This window comes from Ehrlichia canis str. Jake, from assembly GCF_000012565.1.
Taxonomy (GTDB): Bacteria; Pseudomonadota; Alphaproteobacteria; order Rickettsiales; family Anaplasmataceae; genus Ehrlichia; species Ehrlichia canis.
Genome location: NC_007354.1, coordinates 536,603 through 563,478, shown reverse-complemented (window position 1 = coordinate 563,478; position 26,876 = coordinate 536,603). Strand labels below are relative to the sequence as shown.

The 26,876-nt window shown below is 30.1% G+C and carries 18 protein-coding genes and 2 tRNA genes; 7 read left to right on the top strand and 13 right to left on the bottom strand.

The genetic code is table 11. The annotated features are described in order from the left end of the window. Window positions 1–232: 232 nt before the first annotated feature. On the bottom strand, window positions 233–3,367 hold the full coding sequence (putA, locus tag ECAJ_RS01965; protein ID WP_044262143.1) for a bifunctional proline dehydrogenase/L-glutamate gamma-semialdehyde dehydrogenase PutA: 3,135 nt from the start codon (window positions 3,365–3,367) through the stop codon (window positions 233–235). Window positions 3,368–4,015: 648 nt separating this feature from the next. Between putA and fabG the strand changes: the two genes are divergently transcribed. Further along, window positions 4,016–4,750: a 3-oxoacyl-[acyl-carrier-protein] reductase gene (fabG, locus tag ECAJ_RS01960; protein ID WP_011304495.1), complete on the top strand. Its 735-nt coding sequence runs from the start codon at window positions 4,016–4,018 to the stop codon at window positions 4,748–4,750. Window positions 4,751–4,763: 13 nt separating this feature from the next. Continuing rightward, window positions 4,764–5,561, top strand: coding sequence for a hypothetical protein (locus ECAJ_RS04940; RefSeq protein WP_011304494.1), 798 nt, complete (start codon window positions 4,764–4,766; stop codon window positions 5,559–5,561). Here ECAJ_RS04940 and ECAJ_RS01955 read toward each other — a convergent pair. After that, window positions 5,552–5,627, bottom strand: a tRNA-Met gene (locus ECAJ_RS01955). The two genes, ECAJ_RS04940 and ECAJ_RS01955, sit on opposite strands and share 10 nt — an antisense overlap. Window positions 5,628–5,866: 239 nt before the next feature. Between ECAJ_RS01955 and ECAJ_RS01950 the strand changes: the two genes are divergently transcribed. After that, the gene (locus ECAJ_RS01950) at window positions 5,867–6,643 is read left to right on the top strand and encodes a hypothetical protein (protein ID WP_011304493.1); all 777 of its coding nucleotides are present in this window, start codon (window positions 5,867–5,869) and stop codon (window positions 6,641–6,643) included. Between the two features lie 513 nt (window positions 6,644–7,156). Here ECAJ_RS01950 and xth read toward each other — a convergent pair. The 4 genes from xth to ECAJ_RS01930 form a co-directional block, all read right to left on the bottom strand. After that, a complete protein-coding gene (gene xth, locus ECAJ_RS01945) occupies window positions 7,157–7,996 on the bottom strand; it encodes an exodeoxyribonuclease III (RefSeq protein WP_011304492.1) in 840 nt (279 codons plus the stop codon). A gap of 21 nt (window positions 7,997–8,017) precedes the next feature. Beyond that, the gene (argJ, locus tag ECAJ_RS01940; protein ID WP_011304491.1) at window positions 8,018–9,289 is read right to left on the bottom strand and encodes a bifunctional glutamate N-acetyltransferase/amino-acid acetyltransferase ArgJ; all 1,272 of its coding nucleotides are present in this window, start codon (window positions 9,287–9,289) and stop codon (window positions 8,018–8,020) included. A gap of 251 nt (window positions 9,290–9,540) precedes the next feature. Then, a complete protein-coding gene (locus tag ECAJ_RS01935) occupies window positions 9,541–10,233 on the bottom strand; it encodes a hypothetical protein (protein ID WP_011304490.1) in 693 nt (230 codons plus the stop codon). A gap of 307 nt (window positions 10,234–10,540) precedes the next feature. After that, on the bottom strand, window positions 10,541–11,167 hold the full coding sequence (locus ECAJ_RS01930) for a hypothetical protein (protein ID WP_231243068.1): 627 nt from the start codon (window positions 11,165–11,167) through the stop codon (window positions 10,541–10,543). A 206-nt stretch (window positions 11,168–11,373) separates the two neighbouring features. On the opposite strand from ECAJ_RS01930, the gene ECAJ_RS01925 reads away from it, so the two are divergent. Further along, entirely contained in the window at window positions 11,374–12,555 is a 1,182-nt protein-coding gene (locus ECAJ_RS01925) for an argininosuccinate synthase (RefSeq protein WP_011304488.1), read from the top strand. A 1,114-nt stretch (window positions 12,556–13,669) separates the two neighbouring features. Here ECAJ_RS01925 and ECAJ_RS01920 read toward each other — a convergent pair. The 4 genes from ECAJ_RS01920 to ECAJ_RS01905 all read right to left on the bottom strand — a co-directional run bounded on the left by ECAJ_RS01920 (window position 13,670) and on the right by ECAJ_RS01905 (window position 21,102). After that, on the bottom strand, window positions 13,670–14,497 hold the full coding sequence (locus ECAJ_RS01920) for a hypothetical protein (protein WP_011304487.1): 828 nt from the start codon (window positions 14,495–14,497) through the stop codon (window positions 13,670–13,672). Between the two features lie 430 nt (window positions 14,498–14,927). Next, a tRNA-Met gene (locus ECAJ_RS01915) sits at window positions 14,928–15,002 on the bottom strand. Between the two features lie 412 nt (window positions 15,003–15,414). Next, window positions 15,415–19,680, bottom strand: a complete 4,266-nt coding sequence (locus tag ECAJ_RS01910) for an ankyrin repeat domain-containing protein (protein ID WP_011304486.1) — start codon at window positions 19,678–19,680, stop codon at window positions 15,415–15,417. A 228-nt stretch (window positions 19,681–19,908) separates the two neighbouring features. Continuing rightward, window positions 19,909–21,102, bottom strand: coding sequence for a deoxyguanosinetriphosphate triphosphohydrolase (locus ECAJ_RS01905; RefSeq protein WP_011304485.1), 1,194 nt, complete (start codon window positions 21,100–21,102; stop codon window positions 19,909–19,911). Window positions 21,103–21,172: 70 nt separating this feature from the next. Between ECAJ_RS01905 and ECAJ_RS01900 the strand changes: the two genes are divergently transcribed. Genes ECAJ_RS01900 through nuoI form a run of 3 tightly spaced genes read left to right on the top strand, consistent with a single transcriptional unit; the run spans window position 21,173 to window position 22,864 of the window. Next, a complete protein-coding gene (locus tag ECAJ_RS01900; RefSeq protein ID WP_011304484.1) occupies window positions 21,173–21,628 on the top strand; it encodes a HesB/IscA family protein in 456 nt (151 codons plus the stop codon). A gap of 14 nt (window positions 21,629–21,642) precedes the next feature. Continuing rightward, the gene (lepB, locus tag ECAJ_RS01895) at window positions 21,643–22,353 is read left to right on the top strand and encodes a signal peptidase I (RefSeq protein WP_011304483.1); all 711 of its coding nucleotides are present in this window, start codon (window positions 21,643–21,645) and stop codon (window positions 22,351–22,353) included. A gap of 7 nt (window positions 22,354–22,360) precedes the next feature. Further along, complete coding sequence (gene nuoI / locus ECAJ_RS01890; protein WP_011304482.1) at window positions 22,361–22,864, top strand: NADH-quinone oxidoreductase subunit NuoI; 504 nt, start codon at window positions 22,361–22,363, stop codon at window positions 22,862–22,864. A 32-nt stretch (window positions 22,865–22,896) separates the two neighbouring features. On the opposite strand, the gene ECAJ_RS01885 is transcribed toward nuoI, so the two are convergent. From ECAJ_RS01885 to ECAJ_RS01875, 3 genes are all read right to left on the bottom strand, one after another. After that, window positions 22,897–23,247, bottom strand: a complete 351-nt coding sequence (locus ECAJ_RS01885; RefSeq protein WP_011304481.1) for a hypothetical protein — start codon at window positions 23,245–23,247, stop codon at window positions 22,897–22,899. Window positions 23,248–23,418: 171 nt separating this feature from the next. After that, window positions 23,419–25,263, bottom strand: coding sequence for a translational GTPase TypA (gene typA, locus ECAJ_RS01880; RefSeq protein WP_011304480.1), 1,845 nt, complete (start codon window positions 25,261–25,263; stop codon window positions 23,419–23,421). A gap of 358 nt (window positions 25,264–25,621) precedes the next feature. Further along, window positions 25,622–26,362: a DUF3023 domain-containing protein gene (locus ECAJ_RS01875; RefSeq protein WP_011304479.1), complete on the bottom strand. Its 741-nt coding sequence runs from the start codon at window positions 26,360–26,362 to the stop codon at window positions 25,622–25,624. Between the last annotated feature and the right edge of the window lie 514 nt (window positions 26,363–26,876).

Here is a 26,876-nt window from a genome sequence, read left to right as displayed (position 1 = left end):
AAAAAAGCTACATAATACAATAACTTGCACTATATACTACATAAAATCAATATTTATTAGCTTTAAGATTTATATAATACTCAACAAATTAACTAAACCTTCCTACTTAAAACTCATAGTATTTAATACTATCATAAATGCAATCTATTAAAAAGTAACATAAGTACTCACTGAACATATATTACATCAAAACCTATAGAGAAATAGAAACTTACATCCCATTTAACAATTTTTACTGATCAGTTAAACACATCAAAGAAGTATTACCACCTAAAGCTGTAGTGTTAATGCTCACTACCTTTTCTGTAAGGAATCTATGTAAGTAATATGGACCACCTGCTTTAGGACCAGTACCAGATAATCCTTGTCCACCAAATGGTTGTACACCCACTACTGCACCAACCTGATTTCTATTAACGTAAACATTTCCAACATTTATATTATCAATAATATTATCAATATTGCTTTGTACTCTACTCTGTACAGCAAATGTTAAACCATAACCTGTATCGTTAATTTCACTTAAAATTTTATGTAAATCCCCTTTTTTATAACGGATTATATGTAATATTGGACCAAATACTTCCCTCTGCAACTGAGATATGTTTTGTATCTCATATGCACATGGAGCAAAGAAATAACCCTTTTGACACTCTTCTCCCAATTTCACTTGACACAACAATTTACCTTCTTGTGACATCCTATCCGCGTGAGCTATTAACATTTCTTGTGATGCTTTATCTATTACAGGTCCTATATCTGTTTTCAATAACATAGGATCTCCTATAACTAAATCTTCCATGGCACCACAAATCATTTCAATCTGTTTATCTGCTACTTCTTCTTGTACAAACAACACTCTCAATGCTGAACATCTTTGCCCAGCACTTTTAAATGCTGATGTGATAACATCATTTGTAACTTGTTCTACTAATGCAGAAGTATCAGTTATCATAGTATTTAAACCACCTGTTTCAGCTATAAACGGAATAATACCACCTTCTTTTTCTGCAATAGATTGGTTAATTATTCTAGCAGTCTCTGTTGAACCAGTAAATGCCACACCACCTATTTTTTCATTCTTTAACAATACTTCTCCTAACTCTTTACCATCACCTAATAATAAATGCAGTACTCCCTTTGGTATACCAGCATCATACAATAACTTCACTGCTTCATATGCAATTATAGAAGTTTGCTCAGCAGGTTTTGCAATTACAGTATTTCCTGTAACCAATGCAGCAGCAATAGGACCAATAAATATCGCTAATGGAAAATTCCAAGGAGATATACATACAAATACTCCCCTACTTCTAAAATAAAGATAATTATCTTCTCCTACAGGACCAGGTAATCTATTCGATCCCTCTAATTCTTGTCTTCCAAGAACTGCATAATAACGCAAAAAGTCAACTGCTTCCCTTATCTCAGCAATAGCATCAGAAATAACCTTACCACCTTCTCTAATGAGTAACATAATTAACTTTGCTTTATTTTCTTCTATCAAATTAGCTGCCTTTTCTAATATAGAAGCACGAGTAGATACTGGAACATTAGACCAGTCTTTAAATGCACTATATGCTATGTCTAAAGCTGATAACGCTTGAGTAGAACTTGCAAATAATACCTCTCCAACAAGATCTTCAGAATTACTTGGAGATAATATTTCTATAAAATCACCATCAAATTCTTCTCCATTCACAATTGAAGATGCTTTAAATTTACAATTTTGATAATTTTTCATCTCATCATTAAAGTTAGCTAAAGTAACGGAATCAGTGATGTCAATACCAGAAGAATTAAGCCTTTCAGGACCAAATATATCTTTTGGTAACGGTATATTAGGATGAGGTAAATATTCCAATTCTTTTGCCTTTTCTAATGGATCCTGTATTAATTGCTCAAGTGATATATTACTATCATTTAACTGATTAATAAATGAGCTATTTGCACCATTTTCTAACAATCTTCTAATCAGGTAAGGTAGTAAATCCTGATAACCTCCAACAGGGGCATAAACTCTACATTTAATATTTGCTGCTAACTCCTGTGTTACATATTCATACAAACTAGCCCCCATACCATGTAATCTTTGGAATTCAAATCCTGGATGATCTTTGTTTGCCATCTCTAATATTGCAGCTAACGTGTAAGCATTATGTGTAGCAAAACATGGGTAAAAAGTATTTGGTTTACTTAAAATTTTATTAGCACATGCTAAATATGAAACATCAGTATATACCTTTCTTGTAAATACAGGATAACTGCTTAACCCTAACTCTTGAGAATTCTTTATTTCATAATCCCAGTATGCACCTTTTACAAGCCTCACCATCATTTTATGACAAGATCTTACTGATATATCTTCTACAAAATCTAATACTGAAAATGCTCTTTTTTGATATGCCTGTACAGCCAATCCTAAACCTTCCCATCCATTTAAACTACTTTCAAAACGTAATTTTTCAAGTATCATCAAAGATATCTCCAGTCTGCTTGCTTCCTCTGCATCAATACATACACGTATGTTATATTCCTTTGCTAATCTGCAGATTTGAAGTAATTTATCTACTATTTCATCTAATACATCATCTATTTGAGAAAATTCATACCTACTATGCAATGCAGATATCTTCACAGATATTTCATCGTAATCTACTAACCTCCCTGTATCATCACTACCCTTAGATTTTCCTATACTATCAACTGCTTGCATATACTCACTAAAGTATCTTTCCGCATCTTTTCTCGTTTTTGCAGCTTCTCCTAATATATCAAATGAATACAACTCACCTTCTTTTCTATTATTAAGTGCTTCAGTTATATCCCTTCCTTTTATAAAATGTTTACCTAATGTACACATTGCTTGCTGTATTGCCTTTCTAATTATAGGCTCGCCCATTGTTTTCAATAAATTATTTATGGTACCAAACCACTTTGCACTATCATTGCTTTCTTTTAATACTATACCACCTATAAACAAACCCCACGTTGCTGCATTAACAAACATAGATGAGGAACTCCCTATGTGATTACTCCACATGCTATTCCCTATCTTATCCTTTATTAAATCATTTATAGTGCAATCATCAGGAATTCTTAATAAAGATTCTGCCAAACACATAAGAGCTATACCCTCTTCATTTGATAAGCCGTACTCTTGCATAAACGCATCTATTATGCCTAAATTTCTATCTACCCTTATTTTCTCTATTATTTGTTTTGCAACACTATAAATCCTAATTTTAGAATCTTGTGATACCTCTGTTTTTTCTGTCAAATACCTTGCATAACTATTTTCTTCTGTACGATACAACATTTGCATACGTTTACGTATTTCATTTGGCGCTTGTAATGCACTTATCATTCCTATATCTCCCATTAATACTTACACTTGCAACAGCAATATATTAGCTAACAATCAGAACACTCTAACAAAACTATCAACTGATAAACAGTTAAACATACATAAAAGATCAAACATTTTGTTTATCATAAATATTAACAACATTCTATAAAATTTTATATTTTAATGCCATGTGTACTTTAAAACTATACTGTTTTGCAAAGAATATAAAATCAGTAACACACATAACAAAAAATATATATCATACTTTAAACCCATTACCATAAAAAACAAACATTACTTAATCTACTTATAATAACAAAATTATAATAAATAAACATATTTTAATTTAACAATCACTTCTTAAGTTATTACACTATATTTAAAGTATTTCTAACTTTTAAAAGAACTGAATATAATCATTCTGATTTAGTATTTTGTCAGCATAATACATATCTTAATTTATGTAATATTTACCTATATAAACTGTGATCAGTACTTAAGTTACAAATAAAAAAATATAGATATCTATATATTTTACAGTATAATAATTGTCTGTTGACCAGATTCAATCAAAACATATTATCATGATCTTATGTGCACAATTTTTTCTTTTCATTTTAAGTAAAGTAACATACTATACTGAAAGAAATATAACTAAGTATCAACATGTTTAACCTATCACAAAAGAGATTTTTAATTACTGGTGCATCTGGTGGTCTTGGTCAAGCTATAACAAAAGCTTTATCAAATGCAGGAGCCACACTTTGTATTTCAGGAACCAGAGAGTCTGTGTTAGAAAAAATTGCTGAACAATATCCAAATACATATGTTCTACCTTGTGATTTAACCAATAATGAACATGTTAATAGTTTAATTAATAACGCCTGTAAAGCTATGTCTGGAATTGATGGAATAGTATGTAATGCTGGTATTACTCTAGATAAATTAACATTACGTACTACTGATGAAGATTGGAATAAAGTTATCAATACAAATTTAACAACAACTTTTAAGTTAAACCGTAATGCATGCCGTGCAATGTTAAAAAATAATCAAGGAAGAGTCATTAACATATCCTCAGTTGTGGCATTCACTGGCAATCTAGGACAAGCAAATTATTCAGCATCTAAAGCTGGTATGATAGCTATGAGCAAATCAATAGCAAGAGAATTTGCAAGCAGAAATATAACTGTAAATTGCATAGCACCAGGTTTTATTGAAACACCAATGACAGACGTATTATCAGAAGAACAACGTAATAATATTCTAACACATATTCCTATGCAGAGAATGGGCACACCAGAAGAAGTAGCTGCAGCAGTTTTATTCTTAGCTAGTGATGAAAGCAGATACATTACAGGTCAGACTTTACATGTAAATGGCGGAATGCTAATGTATTAATATAGTAAAAAAAATGTTTCTTTTTAAAAAATCAACACATAAAACTAAATTCTACATTGCACTTTGTTCTAATGTAATATACTTTGGAGTATTCTTATTTGCAATCTTTATACAATTAATAAGGTTTCCTTCAAAGCTTAGTGCTAAAGATTTATTACTAATAAATGTACTAATGGTGTTATCAGCACGTACCTTTCTGTTTTTATTATCATCTTACGAATTAACATGTACATATTACAATAATAAACAAAGTCCATTATTGAAATATAAAAAAGCAGCACATATAGCTGAAGTCATTAGCACTGTACTTGCAATAATAATACAGATCATTGCAGTAGTTCATGTAGCAACAGGTGATTTAGAAATAGTATCAGATAAAAAATCAACAATTCACACTAAAGGAGCTGTAGATTTTGTTTCCATATTAATAAAGTTATTAATAGCATCACCATTGCTAATATACTTTTATTATAATAGGATGAAAGAAAATCAACATCCAACACAACAAAAAAAGATAAAATATCTATTTTACCTATCTATAACATCACTAGTCATAAGCTCTATAGCCTTTATTGGTAAAATTATTAACGTATTAGAACAAACCCAATCTTTCTCACTATTTAATACAGAAAACTACAGTAACAGTGGGCCCACTAACTTCCCTCTCGGACCAATAATTAGAATATCATGTATTGCACTCAGTATCATTATATTAACAATCATAGTTGGAATAGAATCATCTATTAGCCCAGTACTTTCAGATGCTAGAACACACTCTCAATATCAAAGTTTAGAACAATCTGGTGGCTAAGGAGGGACTCGAACCCACGACCAAGAGATTATGATTCTCCCGCTCTACCAACTGAGCTACCCAGCCCCTTAGTTAGAGTTAAACTGTATAACACAAGATTTGAATAATTGCAATACAATTATTCAGCATTTACGTCTAAAAACTTTAAAGATAAATACTTATTTCATTATATTGATTAATATATAATTTAGGAATTATTTTATGATATTAAATAATTTATATAAATATAAAAAAACATTGCCACAACAAAAAATATATTGTATACTACCACGCTGATATAAAATCTTATATATAAGAAAGTTTTTATGAAAAATATTACTAAAAGCAAGTCTTTCAGTTATGAAAAATTTCACCTAATATCAATAGCAATTATTTTATTATTATGGAATATATTTTTCACAATCAAATTAATCTCAAGCATTTCTCAACATACCAAAAATCTTATACTGCCATATACTGCAATACTCTCAATATCTTCAATACTACTTTATGGTATCAATATAGCATATAACTTAAACAGAATAATAAAACACTTCCAAGAAAAAGAAAAATTACCAAAACAAAGGTTAGTATCTTTTATAGGTATAATTGGAGAAGGAGTAAGCTTACTAGGAATTAATATTATATCAACTATCGGAATATTAATTTTCCCATTTAATAACTACATGCTCATAGCTTCTTCTATATTTAGCATGTTATCTTCAGTGTTTATTATAGAATATGCTTCCATTTTTCTAAACACAGATATTAAACAATATAAAAAATTAAAAGATTCAAATAAACATACAAAATATACAGTCTGGTCAATGGCAAATTGGGTTGGAGCATTAATGATATCAATAGCAAATATAAGCTTTATATCTACGAGTTACCTTATCAAACATGATGGCAGTGATATCTTTAAAATTGTATTATTCTCAGTATATGTATCAATTATAATCTCTCTACTCTTTTTGAAAAGTGCACAAGAAAAAGATAATTTGACATCATTAATAACAGAAACAAAATCTACACAACTTAACAAAAAAGAAGAAGAAACAACACACATTAAAAGCTTAGAATGTCCAAATTACAGTATGTAAATACACTTTACAAAGTCTACACAATAAACTTACTATCATACATAAATGACTAGGTTGAGAAGTACATCAATTGATATACTAATTATACTTACAATTTAATGTTATACATAGCTTAAGTAGAAATAGAAGACATATTTCATAATGAACACACAAGATAATAATTCATCTTTACAGTTTGCAATAATAACAGTAAATTATTTATAATTAAACAATACTTGTATAAGCATACCTTATAACCATATTAACTAAGTTTATAAATGATCACTAAATACAAGAAAACATACAAACCGAACACTTAATGGAATTAGCACTTAAGTGTACAACTGCATCCTGAAGATAACATTATCATTTTTGAATAACACAAGATAATAGCTTATATAGAGCTTACGTTAATCATATAAATTATCGATAATACAAAATATTTACATAAACATACTTTATAATCCAATCAACTGCTAAATGATTACTAAATATACAAAAAAAATGCGAGTATCAAATACTTAAATATAATTATTAGCACTCAAGTGTACATATAACTGGAGCATGATCAGAAGGCGTATCTAGTCCTCTGAGTTCATCATGAATCACACAAGATAATAGCTTATCTACAGCTTGTGGTGATAATAGTAAGTTATCTATTCTTAAACCTCTATTTTCTTGCCATGCACCAGCTTTATAATTCCACCAAGAAAATTTCTGATCATGCTCATTTAATACACGAAAAGCATCTGTAAACCCAAGATTTAAAATAACACGAAATTTTTCTCTTTCATATTGATGAAAACATAACCTACCATCCATAATTTCAGTAGAATACACATCTATAGGGTAAGGTGCTACATTATAATCACCACCTAATATTAAAATCTCCTCTTTATTCAATAAAAAAAGTGCACGATCTATCAATTGATCAAAAAATCCAAGCTTATATTGAAAAGCATCAGAATCAACACTTTGACCATTAGGAATATATATACTCGCAACACGCACTTTAACCTCATTATATAAAACTACACATTCTAAATAACGAGATTCCTGATAATTATAAATAAAACCTTCTGAACTTAACTTATAACATAAACTAGATTTATAATCAGATGAAAAAATATCAGTAACCAATTCCTCTACTATAGGGTATTTTGTTATTATAGCTACACCATTTCTAGCTTTTTGACCATTCACATAACATTTATATCCTAAAGATTCTAAATCAAGAAAAGGAAATTGATCATTCGTACATTTTATTTCTTGTAATAATGCTATATCAATATCATACTTAACTAACCAATGACGTAAATGATCTAATCTTTTTCTAATAGAATTAACATTCCATGTAGCTATTTTCAAAGTCATTGTAATAAAAAAATACTACTATTAAGTCAAATATTTGCCATTAATATCAACAAATCTATGAGTTAAATCACAAGTCCATACAGTTGCATCAAAATTACCTACATTAATATCAACTTCAATATAAATATTTTGATTATTTTTTATATATTCATTAACAAAATTTCTATCATAAGTAGGACTAATTTCACCATTTATTAGCACAACACTATCTCCTATTTTTAATGAAACTTCATTCTTATTAAATGGCTCACCAGCTTTACCTATAGCCATCATAATCCTACCCCAGTTAGCATCCCCACCTGCTATAGCAGTTTTAACAAGTAAAGAATTTGCTACTGAAAACCCTATTTTCCTAGCGGAACTTAATGAAACAGCATTTCTAATATTAATTGTAATAAACTTTGTTAACCCTTCTCCATCTTTTACAATAAAATGCGCAAGCTCTAAAAGCATATCTTTCAAAGCAATCTTAAAATCATCAATATCTTGATCATCAGCAGAACAAACCTGCTTATGCTGGGCAAGATTAGTAGCAAACATCAACACTGAATCACTAGTAGACGTATCACCATCAACAGTAATACTATTAAAAGATATATCCACATATTCCCTTAGTAATTTTTGCAGCACATCTGACTTGATATTAGCATCAGTAAAAATATATGCTAACATTGTTGCCATATTTGGTGCAACCATACCTGAACCTTTACATATACCATTAATAGTAACTTTCTCACCACAAATTGAGACTTCTTTTGTCACCATTTTAATAAAGGTATCAGTTGTAGTAATACTATCAGCAGCAGCATCCCAAGAATTTTTAGCACTACTCCAATCAGGATTTAGTATAACAGAAGTGATTTTATCAACAGGTAAAGGAACACCTATAACACCCGTAGAACAGAAATATACCTCTTCAGTAGAACAGCCAAATCTTTCTGAACATAACCTTGTAACCTCTTCAACAGCTTTATATCCACCAACACCTACTGAAACATTAGAATTACCAGAATTAACAACTAAAACCCTCGCTTTACCATGAGGAAGTATTTTTCTACAATGTTCAACATTGCTACTACAAGTATAAGAAGTTGTAAAAACCCCAGCAACACTAGTGTTACATGGCATTTTAACTATTAAAAGATCAAGCTTACCTGAAAAATCAACTATTTTTTTAATACCAGAAGCAAAAGAGTACAACTCTACACCATTAACATCAGGCATAATTGGAAAATCAGTAGGAGCAAAAGGAGAAACTAAAAATCTAGGATGATCTGAAAATTTTCTACCCATTTATATTACCAACCAATTTAAAATTTAAATAATACTCTTCAAGTTATATAAAGTATAGTGATATAATGCAAGAAAGTTATTAAAAAAAACAAACCTCAAGATAGCTATTCTATTCATATTAAAACCAAAAAAGCATTACTATAAATTTACTAAATATTTAACACAACATAATTTTAAGTTATATTATTATCCAACTCTACAGATCACAATATAATACATATGTATGCAAAAATCATGAATATAAATTTAAGTTATAATACCACTTTAAAATTAGCAAATACAGTATGGGACTTCAATTGAAAATCTCGAAAATGATATATTACAGAATTTCCATCTTCATCATAAATCTTGTCTGTATCATATTTCCAATAGTTTTTCAGATAGTTATACCCTATACATAAACTCATTTTTTTATTATAAGTATAACATAATCCAATTTCATTTTGCATGCTAATACCATAATGAGTTGCAGTATTACTCCTAAACCCTTGATAATTGAATAAACCACCAATACCAACTCCGTAACTTAAGTATGCTGTCAGTTTATCATTAATAATGTAATCATATCCAAAATTAATAAGTGCAGTAACATTATTGATCTCAAATATATTTTCTATTTTCGATACATATGTTTTCTTACCAATGATTCTTTGTAATATATCAACCAAATCCATTTTTTCAAAATCTACTAATTCTTGTATTGCAGGCTTGATACGTGCATACCTTACTTCAAATTCATAGAAAAAATTATTTTTCAATTTATATCCAATTGCAGTATTAATATCTATGTTAAGTCGTTCATAATTCACATATTTTGACTTCAAACTATCAGAATAATTTACACCAAAATTACACCCCCCCTTTATATAAAAAGGAATAGCTTCAGCATCAAAAGCAACTATAGCAACTACAAAATACACAATGATATATTTAAGATTTTTCATAAAGTAGTAAATATATTAACTATATACTTGATATATATTATTCATTTATAATAAAGTCAACACAGAAATTATTGTGATAAATATCAATAAAACAACCAACCTATAGAAATCTTACTATTTTTCAAACACTTGCATTACTCATCACTTTTTATATATTACTTATATAATAACATATAGATAATCAATAAGATAAAGAACGTACTTCAATAGTACAATTAATAAGAATAATTGATAAAAAAATAATTTTATAAAAAGAATAAAAATAAGGAAAACTTCACATGTTATCTACAATACTAAAACATCAATATTAGAAAATAAACTCTAATCCAAATATCAGACCATAAGATCCTAAAATCTTACAATTCTTAAAAATGACATTGTCCTTTTTAGATTTCGTATAACCAATAAAATACTTATATCCACCATATATTGCAACATTATATAATCTATATTTTAATCCAATTACATTTTGTAACATAAAATTGCTTTTAATATCCGAAGATTCACTCTTTTTTGATAATTTATCAATAATAAGGCCATATATATCAACACCCGATCCAAAATAAAATGCAAGATCCTTTATACTAAAAAAGTTACCCATGTCATAATACAAGTTAAAGAAAACTTTATACTTATTGTCATTCCAATATAAAATCTCCTTTTTTAATGATTCCTCCACATTTTCAGCAATTATTTCTCTTTTAGCTATATATACAAATTCCAGATCAGTCCTAAAATTATTCAAGGATGCACTAGGACAGATATAACCTAATTTTAATCCTATGTTATAACCAATTATATCATCTACATGAAAATCAAAATCTAAATATTTATCTGCAACCTTAAGCTCAAGTGTTTTTTTATCGTATCCATAGGATCCACCAATATAAAAATTACGAACAGAAGTATTAACTGCATCTTCCGCAAATACCATATTTGAATTAATAAACAACAAAAGTATAATCTGCAAATATAAAAAGATTCTCATGAATGCACTATATTTTCATCAATAATTTGTATAATATAAACCATTATGTACATTGTCATTTAATAAAGTATTTTCATATCTATCCTAGAAATTAAGTTGTCATTTTAACAAAAATAGAATACAATCTAAGCTTTTTAATATACCCATCGCCTATGAAAAAAATAGTATTAGCTTACTCAGGAGGGTTAGATACCTCAGTAATATTAAAATGGCTTCAAGAAAACTACAATTGCGAAGTAGTAGTATTTACTGCAGATTTAGGCCAAGATGATGATATGTCAGTCATTAGACAAAAGGCAACTGCATTAAACGTGAAAGAAATTTTCATAGAAGATTTAAAAGAAGAATTCGTAAAAGATTTTGTCTTCCCTATGTTCAGAGCAAATACAGTATATGAAGGATACTACTTGCTTGGAACATCCATAGCAAGACCATTAATAGCTAAACGACAAATTGAAATAGCAAAACTTACAGGGGCAGATACAGTAGCACACGGAGCAACTGGAAAAGGAAATGATCAAATCAGATTTGAGTTTGGATACTATTGTTGTAACCCAAATATAAAAGTAATAGCACCTTGGCGTCAGTGGAAATTAACTTCAAGAAATAGTTTAATAGAATATGCAAAAAAACATGGCATTAATGTACCTTTAGATAAATCTAGTGAGCCACCATATTCCATAGATGCAAATTTATTACATACTTCATATGAAGGAAAATCTTTAGAAGATCCATATGTTGAACCTGATTACACAATACTTTCAAAATCAGTAACTCCAGAATTGGCTAGCGATACCCCAGAATACATAGAAATTTCCTTTGAAAAAGGTGATCCATGTGCAATAAACAATATACCACTTTCACCTGCAAATCTATTAAAGCAACTGAATACAATAGGCGGCAAGCATGGCATAGGTATCATCGATATAGTAGAGAATAGATATGTAGGTATAAAATCACGAGGAATATATGAAACTCCAGGAGGCACAATACTTTTACATGCACATCGTGCTATAGAAAGTATAACATTAGATAGAGAAGCAGCACACCTCAAAGACGAGATAATGCCAAAATATGCTAAATTAATATACAATGGTTACTGGTGGACCACTGAAAGGAAAATGTTACAAGCACTAATTGACAGGTCACAAGAGAAAGTGAACGGGGTTGTACGTTTAAAATTATATAAAGGATCTGTTATAGTTGTAGGAAGAAAATCTGAAAATAGTTTATATTCACATAATCTTGCAAGTTTTGACTTGTCAGAAGATTATAATCATACAGATGCAGAAGGGTTCATTAAGATAAATTCTTTAAGGCTAAGGAATTGCTAATTTTACATTTCCTTAAATAACAACATTTATGCAATATCATTCTGTATTCTACCACAGTTTGATAGTAAATTCATGGTGAATGTTATTCGCTTAATGCTGTTTTTATAGTATTTTACATCTTATTATATTATATACATTCTGTTACTTATATTATTAAAACATAATGAATATTATGATAGCAATAGTAAGAGCAGAAAATTCTACATTGATTGTATTAATCTAGTCAAAATTAATTCATCATTAGAAAAATAGTACCACTTTATAGTGCAATATACCAAGATTTACTAAATTTAATTAATGATATAACTCAACAAAATGAGAATTTTACAGAAAACTGCTTAAACCAAATTAGATATAAAAGTCTATTAGCTTAATACAAAAAAATCAATAAAACTTTCAGTTCTATTATACTTCTTTCACAATAACAAAATATTTGTATCAATAGTATATTACTATTTATTATTAATTCAAATCTACTACTATTAACACACTTACATAAACCAACCAATATTCATAACATTAAATTAATTAAGATTATGATGGCATACATTTTTGCAAAAATGCATTAAATAAAAGACTCTTATTATCTATCTCAAAACATTACATATAAAACTAACTATTTAAGGTAACAACATTGATACTAATTAGCATTATAACTATCAAAAAAATTATTTTATATTGCTTAATGCCATTATTAATACACAGTAACATGCACTTATTTTAAACATGCGCTGAAAAACCCTATAGTTATACTATTTATCACCACAATAACTTTTATTGCATATTTAATAAAGTGCCACTTATTTAAGATGCAATAGATCTTAATTTTTCATCACTCTAAATAACACTATCTAACATTAAGCAATATTACACATATTAATAAATTACTGATACAAGATTAACTATATTATTGCAAGATTCACTGTACATCTTGAATTGACATGATGTAAGTAATACTAAACTACAACATTAATGCAATCTGTACAGGATATCTCTAATCTTATAGTTTTACAATAATAAGGTATTAATACAAATTAACAGAATTTATTAATTGCATATAAACATTACATATCGATTGTCATTATAGATTAAATATCATACTGCTGCTCTAACTTTAACTCTTGAACTTCAATCCTTGACAATCTTGTATCTTGAGCAATCCTTCCGCTTCTTCACTTGAATAACCTATTTTACATCTAATCACTGCATCTTTATCCATTGTAGCATGCATATCAAACAACTGTGAGAAGAAAATAGAAGATAATACACATACATATCCTAAAAACACAGTAGCTTTTAAAAGCATAGCTAGACCATGATTATTAGTAAAGTCCAAAACTTCATGTAATATTGTTTCATATATAAGATTGTAAAACCCTAATGATATAAACAATATACTATTGACTAATACCCACTTAGCATGAAACCTAAAATTAAAGTTTGGTGAGTCTTTTGACTCAGAGTTAGTCTTAATACTTTTACATAAAAGTATAGATCCATAAACTATAGAAAATGTTGACGCAAAAATATTTAAAATACGAAGAGGCAGAGCTACAGCACCAAAAGATAGCCATTGAGCACCCAACATTATAACAACAACTGCTATACCCAACAATGCAATAGACTCACCAATAAAACCAACTGCTACAGTTAACTCTTTTCTAGCTTCCGTCGCTACTTTACTATTTCTTTTTTGCTCACGTTTTATATTAACTATATTTAATATGTTACACGTAATATTAATTAGCTGTGCAATAAATGATATACATGCAACTCCTAACAAAAGATAGTTTGCTATAAATTTCACATCATTAGGCGCATACAACATTACAAAAAATGCACTACTTAATAACATCAAATAGAACACTGACATACATATATATGCCATTTGCCACTTGTGAATTAATTTTTTATTGAATAGATTAGTTTTATCATTTTTCATAAATCACCATACTTAGTAACACTTAATATTACTATCATACAAAGAATAAATAATATAACAATAAACATTTATATTATAATTTTAGTATAATCTTGACATCAAAATCATGAGGTACTACAGACTTAAATAATAAGCAATAATCAAAACAGAAAAAATTTGTAGTTAGATAATAAACCTATACAGTTTTAATAAATGAACTATGCAAAATCTAATTCTTGTAAATAATAAACTACACATGTATATTTCACTATCAAAAATTATAACTAAGAAAACTAGATATATTAAAATAAAAAAAGTAAACCAAACTTTTCACTAAGAAAGTAACGATACTCAACACACAGTAAACCTTCAAGAGATGCCATAAAAACTATACAAAGTATACAACAGTATGGATAGATAACGTTTTTTCTATAAGCTAGACAAATAAAAGTTGCGGGGGCCGGATTTGAACCAAGCGACCTACAGGTTATGAGCCTGTCGAGCTACCAGACTGCTCTACCCCGCATATATCTAAGGCAATAAACCCTAACTGGTAATTACTTATTATACTAAATTACTTACCATTGCAAGAACTTTTTTATTATTAATAACTTAAATTGCATTAAGAAAAATTGACCTACAATTCACATTCTTACACACAACTATAAACATTCAGAATATTGATTATCTTCGCACTTATTTTTTGTACACCAACAGCTTGAACTGCTCTAGGAGATGCTGCTTGTTGACCTACAGCTACTTGAGTAACCTCCTGTCAATCATTAACAATTTCTGCTATTTCTTATTCTAAACTTTATATCTACATTTTAAAATCACCACTTAAATCAGTCCCATATAACAAAATAGATATGAATTATTTATTGTAAGTTAAACCTGCACCTCATATCCAACTAGAAACACTCTCTCAATAATATTGATTATCTCTGCATCTCTTTTTGTTGCACACCAGCAGCTTGACCTGAACTAGGAGATGCTGCTTGTTGTTGACTTACAGCTACCTGGGTAACTTCTGGTAAACCACTAACAATATTTGCTATTTCTTGATCTAAATCTGCCATTCGCTGATCAAAATCATTTGACCCAAGACTAGTATCAGATAATCTCTCTAAACTTTCTATATCAGAAGGACCAGACGTGTCAACTCCTGTTTCTTGCACATGTTTGAACGACACAGCACCACTACTTCTTGCCACTTCAGGTACTGCACTTACTTCTGTGCTATTTGTTGATACAGAAGAAACATCACTACCACTACTGATACTAGATAATTCTTCATAACTAGCGCTGGCAGCTCGTGCCTCAAGTTTCTTTAATTTTGAAAATAAAGACTTACTAAAAATTCCACCTTTTTTATATTTACTATCATCACGAATACACTCTGATAAAGATTGATTATTACTATTTCCTCTCACTAATGTATCATGGTTACATGATTTAAGTATCTTTTGAGCATATTTCATATCCGATAAAAGAGCACAATGTGCAACAGTATCGTCAGAGTTATTTCGCGTATTAACTAGATCTTTCAGATCTTGATTCTTTAGCCTTTTCACTGCTAAATTCATCAAACCATCAAGGTCTTTCTTTGATTCTGGATTCGCAATAACTTGGTCAGCAATAGTATGCAATACTGTATTACCAAAACTATCTTTACATTTTAATACATTAGCAAGTTCTTCTTTGTTACAATTCCTAATCATCATTTTTGCAGATTTAATATCATCATTTCTTATAGCATCATGTAAAGGAGTATCTCCATTTTTATTTGCTATCTTTAATGTCTTAGGTAATTCACGTTTATCCAAACCTCCAAGAAAGAATTGTGTCATCTCGACATTACCAGACTGACAAGAAAGATGTAGTGGTGTATCCCCGTTAATATCTGTTAATTGCGATAACTTTGACAATTCTGTTTTCGATAAGCTACCTATTATCATGTCCGCAGCACGATAATCAGATATTTTAATAGCAGCATGCAGAGGTGTTCGAAAATTACTATCCTGTGCTCCAACAATCTCTCCAAGATTATTCACACCTTTAGAGAGCATAGACTCTAGAATACTTCTACCAACATCAACATTATTTACTCCAACAGTATAATGCATTGGTGTGTACCCTTCTTTGTCTCTGGCTGTTAATATCTCCTTTGCGTATCTTGGATGTACAGCACTTAAGATATTCTGTACAGAATTAATATTACCTGACTTAAGAGCTTCATGTAAAGGTGTATCACCTGCGTTATTCTTTTGAGTAAGAATATCTCTATTAGTCCCAACACTATTACGTGAAATTAATATCTTTATAGCTTTATTACCAAACTCTTTATCTGAATGACTAACAGCATAATGTAACGCTGTATTACCATCTTTTCCAGATTTACCAACATCACATCCTTCAGAAACTAATGTTTTAAGAAGACCTGCATTACCATCTGCTACTGCAACCATAATTAAAGGATTTCCTGAATGCCTACTAGATGGATTATTTACTACTTCATTAACATCTCCACCAGCATTAGCTAATGATTTGATAGCATGCTCATTACCAGATATTGCAGCATAAACCATTGGACGTATTTCACTATTTCGATTAACTTCAACCCCTTGTTGTATTAACTTATCTAATACATTATTATATCCACCCCTTAGACACTGATCAAAAAGTATATTGTGGTCTCCATCTAAATTAATATCTGCACCTCTATCCAGCAATTTATTAACTATACCCAGCACTCCCTTTTCTTTTCTACCTGGAACTATCGCAGAAGAAAGTACAGATCTACCATTATCATCCAGACGATTAACTACTGCACCAGCTTTAAGAAGAGAAGATACTATCTTAGGATCTCCTCCCTCAACTGCTAAATGTAAAGGCGTTTGACCTAGGTTATTCTCACAATTAACATCAACTCCAGTATGAGCTAATATCTTTTGCACAAGAAAACTATCTCCTTTGCTGATTGCATAATGCAATACAGTGTTTTTATCACTTCCCATACGTTGGTTAATGTCAATACCATGTTGACCTACTAACCCACGTACTACCTCATTATCACCTCTAAGACATGCAAGATTTAACGGAGTAGGAGTTGCTGAAGTCTTAAAATTAAGATCACTTGGCTTAGCACTTTTAGCAAGCATTTTCACTGCTTCTTTGTCACCAAACAAAGCAGCAACCTGCATTGCATTATACCCACGCTCACTTGGTAGGTGTAACGAATCCCCAACAAAATTTAAGATATCTTTCATTACATTGTGATTAGACGATACTATAGCACAATGCGCTGGAGAAAAACCAAAATTTGCTGATTGAATATGCTGCAAGAATTTTGCATTTGGCGAACCCAATATATTTTCACTTTCAAAATCCCCTAAATTTACAAGCTCACCACCACTTCTATCTTGCATTAAAGCTGCCCTAATAGTAGCTAAGTCATGACATTTTTCATAATTTTTTCTTACGACACGGAATGTATCTCTGCTACCACCACCAGCTACAAAATGCAAGGGTGTAAAACCTTTGTAATCCTCCATCAGCAATGATTTAGCAACAGTGTCTTCACCTTTAATATTTGGTTTAGCTGAACCTAAAGCTTTTATTACACCTATATCTCCATATTTAGCAGCACTAAGCATAGGTGTAACTCCATCGTTATTCTGGACACTAACATCAGCACCTCTCTGATTTAACACTGCTAATACCGTCTCCATACTACCGCCTTCAACAGCAATATGAAGTGGTGTATCTCCATTCACATCTTGAGAATTAACGTCAATACCACATGATACAAGTCCAGAAACTGCATTAGCCTTACCATTAGAAGAAGCAACATGTATTGGAGCTCGACCAACTACATTCCTAACATTTAAATCAGCTCCTGAAGCTTTCAGCATGTTAAACAATGTTAAATCAGCATTTTTATTCTTAACTGCATAATGAGCTATAGTATTTCCAAAATAATCAGGATCATTTACTAAATCTTGAAACTCACTACTATTTTTTACATGGTCCATTACGCCCTTAAGTATAACAGGTGGCAAATGTTCAACAGCATGATGTAAAGGATTTTTACCATCTCCATCTACAAGTCCAAAATCTAAATTACGGCTTGTAAACTCTTCAATATCTAATACAGAACAATCTGGCTTCTGTGTAATAATATGTAAAGGGGATTGATTCGCAAAATTTGCAGTATCAATAAAATCAGTCTTTGTTTTCTCCATACAAAGCTTTAACTTATCCCCTGTACAATTCTTTGCAGCATGATGTAAAGGAAGATTACCCTCACTATCTAAAACATTATAAGCATTAGCTCCTAAATCACCTTCATCATTTTCCACCTCTCCTAAAGCTTTTACTATACGTGGATCAACATCACATGCATAAACTAGATGCATCAATGTCATCACATTCTTAGCACCTTTAACAGGATTATTATCAACATCAGCATGTAATGGATTAGAAATACCTTCAGCGATTTCTGATTCATTCATAAATATAATATCAAGGATTTCTTCTACTTGATCCTCAGACAAATCACCTTTAGAAGCAACTATCCTATCAGCAATATCACGTACTGGCCCAGAAGTAGTTAACCACTCTTCTTTTATCTCTTTATTACCTAAAACTGCATTCCTAACATCTGGCCAAGGAGTATCAAATTCAAAGTCCATAATTTCCTGACCATTACTGAATGTATATGGCCCATACAAAAACTTTCTTGGCCCACCAGCCCGAGCTGCTGCATCATATTGTGCTTCTTGTGGTACGCCACCAATACTTGAATATAGATTACTATCTTGAACTATGGGAGGTTGGTATATGCCACGACTAACAGTAGGCATACTAACTCCAACGTCATCATATCCTTCTCCTGAAAATGTTCTTGGCGGTAATGTAGGAGGTAAATCTTCATCATCTTCTACTTTCGGTTCAGGAGTAGGAGACTTTCTTTCCAAAATTGGAGCAGCAGTTCTTTTACCCTTAGGTATAATCACAGTATATAAATCTTCACTCTCAGGAGCAGCTACTCTCTCTCTTTCAATAGGACTATTACCAACAGCACCACCAACTGCTCCCTGCTGCTGATCTTGTTCCTGTTGATCTTGCTGACTTTGATCCTGAATATCACCACTAGGGTTAGTTTGATTTTGTTCTGGATCACCTTGTTTTGGATCTGACATAAAAATTTCCCATACTAAGATTATCTAATATTGTTATGTTAATTTAAAAATAAAAATATGAATATTTTAATAATTATATTACACAAACAGTAATCAGTACTTATTAAACGTAGTATTAACTATGCTAAGTAATTACAAAATTGATATACAACTATAAGGATATCAAACAATATTTAACAAAATATTTAATTATAATCTTCTGTTAACTATTTAAGGATAAACCAAGCTTTAGAATGACAACATTTCATAAGTTGTATCAAAAATTTTTCGATGTTCCTGAATGGCAAAACGATCTGTCATTCCAGAAATAAAATCACAAATTACAATTGACCTATCTATCAGATTAGCATCACTTGCTTTTACACTCCAGTCAAAAGGTAAGATTTGCGGATCATCATAAAAAACTTGGAATAACTCTTTTATTATACGCTTTACTTTATTTTTTACCCTTTTCACTTTATAGTAATTGTACAACTTAGCTCTTAAAAAATTCTGTAAACTCACTTTATACTGATTCATTTCTGCAGAAAAATGAACAAATATTTTACCTAACTTTCTAATATCATCTTGAGAAGATATGTTATACTCCTTAATATTAGTTGTAACTTGAGATATTATATCCGCCATCATAATATTAATAGTCTTCCTTAGAAATTCATGCATAATTCGATTGTCAGATACACTTAAACCAGAATTATCATCTATCACTTTCTTTAACACTTCCCCAATTAATGGTAATTCCAATAACTCATCTATAACTAAAATCTTTGCTCTTATACCATCGTCAATATCATGAATATTATAAGCTATATCATCAGAAATTGCTGCTATCTGCGCTTCAGCACTAGAAAAATTATCAAGATCTAATCTATATTCTGAATCATAATCTAATATAAATTTATGTATCTTCTTACTTGAGTTAACTCTATTCTCTCCTGTAATAGGACCATTATGCTTAGCAACTCCTTCCAGTGTTTCCCAAGTAAGATTTATACCATTAAACTTTACATACCTTTTTTCTAACAATGTCAATATTCTTAAAGCTTGAATATTATGGTCAAATCCTAAATGATGCATAGCCATTTCATTTAATGCTTCTTCTCCTGCATGCCCAAATGGAGGATGTCCTAAGTCATGCGCTAATGATATAGCTTCAGCTAAATCCTCATTAAATCTCAATTTCCTACTCAAAGATCTTGCTATTTGAGCCACTTCAAGACTATGAGTTAATCGTGTCCTGTAATAATCATTTTCATAATTAATAAATACTTGTGTTTTATACTGTAACTTACGGAATGCACCTGAATATACAATGCGATCACGATCTACTTGATAACAGTTACAGTATTGGTCTTCCTCTTCATGAAATACCCTGCCTCTTGTTTCAACAGGATTACATGCGTATTTTACTAGATCTAACATAGTTTATAATTTGACACAAATAAAAAGTATGATATACTCACTTGTTAGTTTTTAATTCGGTATTGCATATATGTCAAACTTAAAGAGTGCAGACTTAACACTTACAGAAAATGCTGTAAATAAAATTAAGCACCTACTTGATCAAGAAGAGGATACAGGTTCTCTGTTGTGCTTATCTGTTTCTGGAGGTGGATGTTCAGGATTTCAATATAACTTCAATATTGGTAACATCAACACATTACTTGCTGATGATGAGGATGACGAAGATGATGATTATGATTTTCTCGATGAAGATGATGATGAAGAGTATGATGATGAAGATGAGTTAGAAGGTAAAAGCAGTGCAAAGTTTACTGTTTTTGATGAAGAAACTGGAAAACCTTTGTTATTAATAGATAAAGCATCAAATGATCTTTTAAAGCACTCTACAATAGATTATGTTGAAGATATTAATGGATCAAGATTTATTGTTAATAATCCAATTGCAAAATCTAAATGCGGTTGTGGCAATAGCTTCTCTATATAAGTAATGGTACAATTTTGAAAAAACGTGGTTCTTTCATAAAATTTGTTCTAACTTTATCTTGTGCATTAACAGTTGCACTGTTATTACGGACTTTTTTATTTGAGCCGTTCCATATACCTTCTGGATCAATGAAAAGTACGCTGTTAGTAGGGGATTATGTATTTGTTAGTAAGTATAGTTATGGGTATAGCAGATATTCTATCCCTTTTTCACTCCCAATAATAACAGGTCGTATTTTTTCCAAATTACCAAAAGCTGGTGACGTCGTTGTGTTCCGTCCGCCAAAACAACCAAATTTACATTATATAAAAAGAGTCATAGGAGTACCTGGTGACAAGATACAGCTTATCAATGGCTTTTTATATGTTAATGGAAATAAAATGAAGTACGAAAAATTAGGTGACTTTATTGATGATGATGGAAAAGTAATTACACGATACTTAGAAACACTATATAATGGAAATACTCATGAAGTATTAGATGAAGTTCAAGATAGTTCACTTGATAACACACCACTATATAAAGTACCTGAAGGTCATATTTTTGTATTGGGTGACAACAGGGATAACTCAAGAGACAGTAGGTTCATTACAGATGTAGGTTACATACCGCTTGAAAATGTTGTAGGTAAAGCTCATGTAGTAGCATTATCATTTAAAAAGTCTGAAATTCGCTTTTTACCTTTTGCAATAAGGTTAGATAGAATATGGCATACTATTAGTTAGATTTATCATGATTTGTAAGAAAAAATTTTTATCTCCCATAATAAACCTGTTTCACAGTATTATTATTAATTGTAAAGGTATGTATATTACCTTACGCTATATGTTTAAACCAAAAGTAACACTAAATTATCCATTAGAAAAAGGTCCTTTGAGTACAAGATTTAGGGGGGAACATGCATTGCGCAAATACAAAAATGGGGAAGAACGCTGCATAGCATGTAAATTATGTGAAGCAATCTGTCCAGCACAAGCAATTACAATTGAAGCTCAAGAACGTGATGATGGTAGTCGTCGTACAGTACGTTATGATATAGATATGACAAAATGTATATATTGCGGTTTTTGTCAAGAAGCATGTCCTGTAGATGCAATAGTAGAAGGTCCAAATTTTGAATATGCAACAGAAACAAGAGAAGAACTTATGTATAATAAAAGTAAGTTACTTCATAATGGTCAAGTATGGGAAGAAGCAATTGACTTCAGAATAAAAAAGAACAGTCAATTTTATTAATTTTTCACTATTCAAATACAGTAATAGTATAACTATTGTAGATTATTTACTATTCTAGCGTTCATAGGTTTAACTGCAGATTTTAAAAGCTTGTTTGTATATTTACTAATAAGTATATTGTTTCTAATTTCTAATATCCTTCTATAATCTAAATATCCATTATTCAATAATTCAATTGTTTCTTGATCTTTATAAGATAATATAACATTTATACTAGACTTAATTTTCTTATGTTTACAATTCAACAGATTTATCAATTCTTTCTCTATACATTTAAGATCTTTTACTGTAGCAAAATCTGATTGTTCTAAATATTTTATTTGTATATTAATGATATTGACTATCTGTGATCTTATCTCAATAATATCACTTAATATAAACACTCAACCCTCCTATATGCATCCTACTTTTACAGTTCTATAGGAGATTATTTATTACAAATCTCTACTTTTTTACTTAATAACAATATATTAAAACAATTAGTTAATAAAAACTAAACCTTTATCTAAAATATAAAACACATATATTATATAAATGATATAATAAAACAAAAATCACACCATATTCTTATTAGCACGAGAAGCACGCTTACGTTCATTAGGATCTAAATATTTTTTACGTAAACGAACAGATTTAGGTGTACATTCAACTAACTCATCATCATTAATAAATGCTATCATTTCTTCTAAAGTCATTATCTTTGGTGGAACCAATCTTACTGCTTCATCTGAACCTGCAGCTCTTATATTAGTTAATTGTTTACCCTTCAATACATTAACATCAATGTCATTTTCACGATTATGAAGCCCAACAATCATACCACAATATACTTTATCTTGTGGCTTTATAAACATAACACCACGATCTTGCAAATTGAATATTGCATAAGCTACTGCATCACCTTTATCAGTAGAAATGAGTACACCATTATTTCTAGTAGGGATATTTCCTTTATGAGGTGCATAGCTATGAAATAATCTATTCATAATTCCAGTACCATGAGAATCAGTTAAAAATTCTCCTTGATAACCTATAAGACCACGTGATGGAACCAAGAATACCATTCTTACTCTATCTTTGCCAGATGGACGTAAATCTCGCATATCACCTTTACGGAAACTCAATTTTTCCATAATAACACCGCTGTATGCTTCATCTACATCTATTACAACTTCTTCTATAGGTTCTAAAACCTGTCCTTTATCATCCTTTCGTAACAAAACACGAGGACGAGACACAGATAATTCAAAACCTTCTCTTCTCATTGTTTCTATCAATACACCAAGTTGAAGCTCTCCTCTTCCTCCAACTTCATACGCATCACCTTGCCCTGTTTCTTTAACTGTAATAGCAACATTTGTTTCAGCTTCAGCTATAAGCCTTGCTTTAATGACAGTCGACGTCAACTTTACACCTTCTGTTCCAGCAAATGGTGAGTCATTTACACCAATAGTTACTGCCATAGTTGGAGGGTCAACAGGCGTTGACGCAATAGGAAAATTAATGGAGCTATCAAGTATACTATCAGATACTGAAGCTTTTTCAAGACCTGCTACAGCAATAATATCACCAGCTTTTGCTTCCTTAACAGGTACACGCTTTAATCCTGAAAATGCCAAAAGTTTAGTAAGCTTACCATACTCAACAACTTCACCAGATAAGCTTAAAACTTTAACACCATCATTAACACGTGCTGTACCAGTATATATTTTCCCTGTTAATATTCTACCCAAAAACTTATCTGATTCCAATAAAGTAAGCAACATACTAAATGGCGCATTAGCATCATAAGCAACAGGTTTAACATACTGAACAATTGCCTCAAACAAAGGAACTAAACTTTCTCTATTATCTGACAAATTTTTAATACACCATCCATTTCTTCCTGAAGCATATAATATTGGAAAATCTAACTGCTCACTAGTAGCATCCAAATTAATAAATAATTCATATACCTCATCTAATACTTCATCTATTCTACTATCCGGTCTATCAACTTTATTTATAATTACTATTGGTAATAACCCAGCCTTCAATGCTTTAGACAGTACAAATTTTGTTTGAGGCATAGGCCCTTCTGATGCATCAACAAGCAACAGCACACCATCTGCCATCGATAATACTCTTTCTACTTCTCCACCAAAATCTGCATGACCTGGTGTATCAATTATATTAATTTTCTTACCCTGCCAGATAACAGACGTACATTTTGCTAAAATAGTAATTCCACGTTCACGTTCTAAATCATTATTATCCATCACTCTTTCAGCTACATCTTGATTTTCTCTAAACGTACCACTCTGCTTCAACATACTATCCAATAGCGTCGTTTTTCCATGATCAACATGTGCAATGATTGCTAAATTACATATCGACTGATAATCACCTTGTGACAACATAATATCTCTTAAATTCTAAAACTCTACACATTAACTTATACCATACATGCTATTAATCAACAAATACTGATTTAATAATTATTTGTATATATTCATTAAAAATAACAACTACAATGTAATACCTTAAGACAAACATTATTTAAACAACTATAAGTAAAACATAACAACAAATTCTTAGTATTACTCATATAAAACAATGTTATCCAAGTTGCCTGATAATTCTCATTTTATCAATTGATAACGTTTACTTAAGTTAAAACATGGATATTTTAACTCTCTTTTTTTGTTTCAGTAGTATTTATACATACTTTACTTAATTTAATACATTTATAATTCAACACAAATCAAAACTATGCTACTACTGTATTTTTCCAACACTATGCGAATTAGTTTTAACACCACTTATAGAAACATCAGATAACACTGTATTGCCATCGGATTGATTGATTGATTGATATTCTTCTAAACTTAAATCACTTCTTCTACGACTTCTTACACAACAACAACAACATTTCTTCCTTTTTTCTCTCACAATAAATTCTACAGGTAATCCTGAAAAATATTCCAAGAATAACTTTTCCTCAAACATAGGATCCCAAAGTCCATTAACAATCCTAGACAATACAAACTTACCATACATAGCAATACTTGACATTGGAAAATTCATAGGCTGATTTAGTCTATTTAATAACCCATTATAAAATCTATTACCACCTCTATTAACTTTATCCATTATTGCTTTACAAAATAATCTAACTCTGCAAGCTTTAACAAAAAAGTATCCATTGAAGGTTACATAATCTTTTGACATACAAGAAGTACCTATCAAAGTAGACAATTTTTCATTTTTTACAGATGCAGTAGGTATTCTAAAATTAAGTAAAAATAAACTGTCACCTACACCAGAGAATATTTCATATTTTTTTGATTTGAAACATTTTGTTCCATCTTTATCAATATATATTAATACTCTACCATCGGCATTAGCCTCACCTATTTTATAACACCCAGTTACAGTTACAATGTCAAGTGATAGTAGTATTTCACACAAACTTTTATTACAAGGTATAAGTGGTTCTAAATATTGATTACCTAACATATGCTTACAACTATAAATTGTTATACTTTCCTTACTATCCAACAATATAAATAGATTTTTTATATACAGAATTAGATTTTAAAGTTTTAAACTAATACATTAATAAAGTAATATAAACTAATAAATACATACAGAACATCTACTACTCAACATATAAAACTTTTTAATCCAAGATTTATATAAACATTTACACAATATCATGAAAACTTTTCATTGATTAAAATCCAAACCTAGGAAAACAAGTTTCAACTAATAAATGTAGAACACCAACTATCCAATACCATTAACTATTTTTAGAACTAAGTATACAATCTTTATATTTAAAAACTTATATTACACCACCATCATTACATTAAACTTCAAATTCTATAAAACAAACTTAAATAAACAAATATAAACATTTTTAAATTTCATCATAACTTAAGCATTTATATAACATAATAAAGTATACATAGTATCATAAAAATTGTTCGCTATACAAATTTAATTATACAATTTCAAGTTTTATACAATG